This is a genomic window from Polaromonas sp. P1_G2, from assembly GCF_056405515.1.
Window position 1 is genome coordinate 1 of record NZ_JBFUBY010001169.1, and the last position, 448, is coordinate 448.

Consider the following 448-nt stretch of genomic DNA (forward strand, 5'->3'; position numbering starts at 1 on the left):
CACCGTCCCGACAACCAACACCTTGACCAGTGACTTGCCGAACTCGACATAGCCTGGCAGGCCGAAGATGCGCTGGAAGCCGGAGACTGGATTGAGGCGCGAGAATTTCGGCGCGATACGCTCGAGCACCGGGCTCGGCAGGTTCTGTAACACCGAGGCGCCGACGCCGAAGGTCGCCATCAGGATGAAGGCAGGGGCCACGATCGCCGTCGATTCCCAGCCAAGACGCATGAACAGCGCCACGACATCAGGCCCGGTCTCGAAACGCCATTGGTCCGGCTTCTCGAACAGGCTCTTCAGCGTATCCCAGAGATGGGCAACGCCGGAGGGCAGGTAGAAAACGAGATAGATGTAAATGCCCAGCGTCGAGGCGAAGACTGTGATTTCGCGCGAGAAGGGCACATTGCCCTTCTCCGCCGCTTCCAGATAACGTTTCTGGGTAGGGGCT

At 60.5% G+C, this 448-nt stretch carries 1 protein-coding gene; it reads right to left on the bottom strand.

Features of this window, described 5'->3' with window-relative positions; all coding sequences use genetic code 11:
* Positions 1 to 448: EscU/YscU/HrcU family type III secretion system export apparatus switch protein (locus tag AC1D0P_RS29605; RefSeq protein WP_477679994.1), on the bottom strand; the 448-nt coding region annotated here is incomplete at both ends.